Raw genomic sequence first — 3,626 nt, 5'->3', positions numbered from 1 at the left:
ATGAACATTCTTGCGCTTGGGCATAAGCGTCTAGCTGTAGGAATCACCTCCGTTTAAGGGAGGTGAGGATGTCAATGAAGGGAGTCTATCAAGATTGGAGACGTTCGCTAGATGATAAGCAAATGGCGTCATCCTAAGCAAGATTTCATCTTGCTTTGTGATAAACATCTACTTTGAAGTTGTGATCATAGAGATAAAGCCCGAACTTAAAAGTTCGGACGATAATCAAAACTTTGGCTGGCTGCTTGGTCGCGAAATGGACGAACCGCTTTTTTACTTAACAGCAGGGTATTCACGATATTGTTTGGGAACACCTGAATATGATTGTTGAACAACTCGACATTGCGGTTAAAAATAGTAATCGCTGCGCCGACATTTTCATTTTGTTCTTCAATTTCATTCATCATTTTTAGATAAATTTCATTGGCTTTTAGCTCAGGGTAATTCTCCACCACCACATTCAGACTGCGCATCAGGTCTTGGTTTAAGGCTTCAATTCGCTGTAATTGACTGACATCGGTACTGTTCACATTCAAATTCATAATGTTTTGACGCAGCTCAGTGACTTTGGCCAAAGTACTTTGTTCGAAACTTGAATATTGTTCAACCAGTGGTTGTAAACCATCCAAAATTTTGATTTTTTGACGTTCATAGCTTGCTACATCAGACCATGCGCGAATCGTGGCATTGTGATGACGTACAATATTATTTCGAATGATAATGGCACCAATAATTAGCGCGACAATAATCAAAACAAAAATCAAAAGCCCCATAAAGTTTTATCCTCAAGATAAAAGGTGAATGATTTCAAACATTATTTTAAAAACTGAATGAGATCGTTTTTTAAGTTTTCTAATGCTACTAATTTAAAGGTTCTTAAATGTCCGCGCAATGTAGAAATGTCTTGAATACGCTTGGCTTTGCTGCTGACTTTGAATAAATCTTCTGGACCAAGATAGCACATGATTCGATTGCTCGGATGGAACAACAGGTCGCCACGACGACGTTGAAAAAAGTCTGAAAGGCGTAGTACAAAGCCGGGCGTTAATAATTTGGCTGCTTCCAGTTGGTTGCTGCAATAAAATTTGAGTTTGCGATTGGTTTGAATGTCGCTGCTGTGCCACGGGAAACTATAGGGGTAGGCATAGTCAGTGCCCGATGCTGAAACCGCGAGGCCATGTAGGGCAATATCAAAGACAAAAACACCCCAGAGGTCTTTGTGGATTTCTTTAACTTTGATTTCATTGCCATCTTTGTCGCGCGTGCGAATTTCATCGACATAATGATATTGAAACACGATAACTTGATATTGCTGTTGATTTTCATCTTCCCAAACGGTACTGGCAAAGCTTTGAATGTCATTCGATAAGCTACCCTGATTAAACGCGGGAAACATACGTTTTAGATTGCCAATAAATTGTAAATTATTCAGTGGCATTGAGATGTATTGAGGTTGCTTGTTAAATGCCAATTGATATTTTTTACTGATGCATTCGGTTTCTAAATATGAAATCACATCTTCAATTGGGTCATCTTTTTCATAGCTGATATAGGCCCAAAACAACATGACCAGACCGGCAGCAAAGCAGAGTTGTGCCCAGCCATGATCGGGCTGAATCACAATCAAAAGTGCAAAACTGATACCAATCAGCCCTAAAAAAATCGGCAGCAGATTTTCAAACTTGAGCGTAATGGGTGCATTCCATGGATGCAACCCATCGAGGAGCTCTTGATGGGTTTTTGCCTTGCGGCCAATATCCCACAGCCGAGCGATATTCTGAAAAACCACTTCATTCTTTTTACGACGAATATGGATGGAGTGCTTTACGGAATCAATCGGCATAGGGTTTAGGTCATCCGGATTATTTATGGTTAATGTTATCAATCAACATCGCATCGCCATAACTAAAGAAGCGATATTGGCTGTCTACCGCGTGATGATAGGCATTTAAAATATTGTCTCGGTTAGATAGGGCAGACACCAACATCAGTAGGGTCGATTCAGGTAAATGGAAGTTGGTAATTAAACGATCTACCACTTTGAACTCATAACCTGGGTAGATAAAGATTTGCGTGTCACCAGTCCAAGCTTTCAGTTCGCCAGCATTGGCTTGTGCTGCACTTTCAGTCGCGCGTGTTGCTGTCGTACCTACCGCAATCACTTTATTGCCCCGCGCTTTGGTTTCACGAATCAATGCCATCGATTCTTCTGAAACGTCACACCATTCGCTATGCATAATATGATTTTCAATATTATCAGTACGGACAGGGAGAAAGGTTCCTGCGCCCACATGCAAGGTCACAAAAGTTTTATTGATGCCTTTGTCTGCAAGTTTTTTTAGTAACGCTTCATCGAAATGCAGGCTTGCGGTTGGTGCTGCAACCGATGCCAGTTTGGTTGGATCATTAAATACGGTTTGATAGCGTTCGGTATCAATGGCTTCTGCTTCACGGTTGAAATAAGGTGGAATTGGCAATGCACCGTATTTGTCCAATACATCTAAAATCGATTGAGAAAACTCAACCACAAATAAATTTTCATGACGGCCCTGAACAGTGACTTTGACTTCATCTGGGCCAATAAATAGCTCTGCACCTTCTTTGGGTGAGTTGCTGGCTTTGATGTGACAATGTGCGGTTTTGGGATCAAGAATACGTTCAACCAAAACCTCAATTGCACCGCCAGTTGCACGTTTGCCTTTCAAGCGGGCTTTCATTACTTTGGTATCGTTGAGTACCAATAAATCACCCTCATTGAGTAAGTCTAAAATGTCAGTGAAATGATGGTCATGATATTGGCCCTCGGTATCGAGATGGAGCAGGCGAGAGGCACTACGTGTTTCGAGTGGGTAGCGGGCAATGAGTTCGTCAGGGAGATTGAAGTTAAAGTCAGAAAGTTGCATGTCAAGAAATCTGAAAAAGGGATAATGAAATTTGGCGTAGTATAAGCTTTTTTGGGTTTTAACGCTGAAATTGATGGATTATCCATCTAAAAAACCTTAGGCGCTTTATTTTTAAGCAAATGAGAAAAACATGCGTTGACAAGTTTTTGAAAAAGTTTATTATACGTTTCAACACCTTCCCGAGGTGGTGAAATTGGTAGACGCGGTGGATTCAAAATCCACTATCAGAGATGATGTGTCGGTTCGAGTCCGACCCTCGGGACCAGTTAAATAAAAAAGCCCCAAGCTTATTAAGACTTGGGGTTTTTTATTGTCTAAAATTAATGGGTTAAGTTGTTCTTGAACTGATCTTATTGATTTCATCAGCCATATATCCGGTGGTCATTTTGTAAAATGAGCACCTGAATGAGTACCTAAATTTTGTTTGGATACTCATGGTGGAGTTTTATGGCGAAATCAGTAAAACCATTAATAGAAACTTAAGTTGAAAAAGCTAAACCTAAAGAAAAAGAGTACAGCTTGTTTGATGGAGATGGTCTTTATTTGATAGTTCGTCCTTCGAACAGTAAAGCTCTTTGGAATTTAGTGCTAGAGGTTGGCTGAAATAATATAAAAAAGAAACTGTAAATTATTTTGTGTAAGTTTGATTTTTTATCACTTGGAGCGTAAAACCTCGTGGTTCAGCACGAGGATATAAGCGACTGGCGTAAGCCATACGACATG

The 3,626-nt window shown here is 40.3% G+C and carries 3 protein-coding genes and 1 tRNA gene; 1 reads left to right on the top strand and 3 read right to left on the bottom strand.

Going from position 1 to position 3,626, the window contains the following annotated elements; genetic code table 11:
- Nucleotides 1-206: 206 nt before the first annotated feature.
- From ACN6OV_RS00935 to queA, 3 genes are read right to left on the bottom strand one after another with little or no spacing between them, the layout of a single operon-like run.
- Nucleotides 207-773, bottom strand: coding sequence for a LemA family protein (locus tag ACN6OV_RS00935; protein ID WP_427948855.1), 567 nt, complete (start codon nt 771-773; stop codon nt 207-209).
- Between the two features lie 41 nt (nt 774-814).
- Nucleotides 815-1,843 (bottom strand): hypothetical protein, encoded by a 1,029-nt coding sequence (locus tag ACN6OV_RS00930; RefSeq protein WP_427948853.1) that lies wholly within the window; start codon nt 1,841-1,843, stop codon nt 815-817.
- A gap of 19 nt (nt 1,844-1,862) precedes the next feature.
- On the bottom strand, nt 1,863-2,903 hold the full coding sequence (gene queA, locus ACN6OV_RS00925) for a tRNA preQ1(34) S-adenosylmethionine ribosyltransferase-isomerase QueA (RefSeq protein ID WP_427948852.1): 1,041 nt from the start codon (nt 2,901-2,903) through the stop codon (nt 1,863-1,865).
- A 178-nt stretch (nt 2,904-3,081) separates the two neighbouring features.
- On the opposite strand from queA, the gene ACN6OV_RS00920 reads away from it, so the two are divergent.
- Nucleotides 3,082-3,168: transfer RNA gene (locus tag ACN6OV_RS00920), tRNA-Leu, on the top strand.
- The last annotated feature ends 458 nt before the right edge of the window (nt 3,169-3,626 follow it).

The sequence above is a fragment of the Acinetobacter sp. genome (genome assembly GCF_050285345.1).
GTDB lineage: Bacteria > Pseudomonadota > Gammaproteobacteria > Pseudomonadales > Moraxellaceae > Acinetobacter.
Note: the sequence above shows the minus strand (reverse complement) of the source record. Positions and strands in the feature narration are given on the sequence as shown.